Genomic DNA, 746 nt, shown 5'->3' on the forward strand with positions numbered 1-746 from the left:
TCTATGCTTTTATCTCAACACACAGAAGTAGTGGCTGTAGATGTTATTAAAGATAAAGTAGATAAACTAGAAAAAGGTATATCTCCTATAAAAGATGAAGAGATAGAACGCTTTCTTACAGATAATAAATCAGGAAAACATCCTCTAAAGTTTAGCGTTACAACAGATCCAGTATATGCATATTCAAATGCGGATATTGCTGTTGTTGCAACTCCTACAAACTACGATCCTGATAAAAACTTCTTTGATACTAGATATGTAGAAGAAGTAATAGATACAGTACTTAGAATTAATCCAGATACTACTTTTGTAATTAAGTCCACTGTTCCTGTTGGATACACAACCACTCTTTGTAATAAATATCCAAACTCTAAGTTTTTGTTCTCTCCAGAGTTCTTAAGAGAAGGTCATGCCCTTTATGACAATCTATATCCCACACGTATTATTGTTGGAGTTCCAAGTGTTTCAAAGTATACAGATGAGCTAAATAAAACAGCTCACATATTTGCAAACCTTTTGCAGCAAGGCGCAAAAAAGACAGACATTCCAATACTTATAATGCGCTCTACTGAAGCTGAGGCTGTAAAGTTATTTGCCAATACTTATCTTGCGCTTCGTGTAGCTTACTTTAATGAACTAGATACATTTGCATCAGTTCGCGGTCTTGATGCAAAACAGATTATTGATGGAGTGTGTAAAGACCCACGCATAGGGGACCACTACAACAACCCCTCATTTGGATATGG

General features: G+C 35.7%; 1 pseudogene. It reads left to right on the top strand.

Annotated elements, in window-relative coordinates:
* Window positions 1–746: pseudogene (locus G7Y37_RS09075) on the top strand (UDP-glucose 6-dehydrogenase); the annotation flags it as partial.

This window comes from Adlercreutzia sp. ZJ154 (genome assembly GCF_011039055.1).
In the GTDB taxonomy this organism is placed as follows: domain Bacteria; phylum Actinomycetota; class Coriobacteriia; order Coriobacteriales; family Eggerthellaceae; genus Adlercreutzia_A.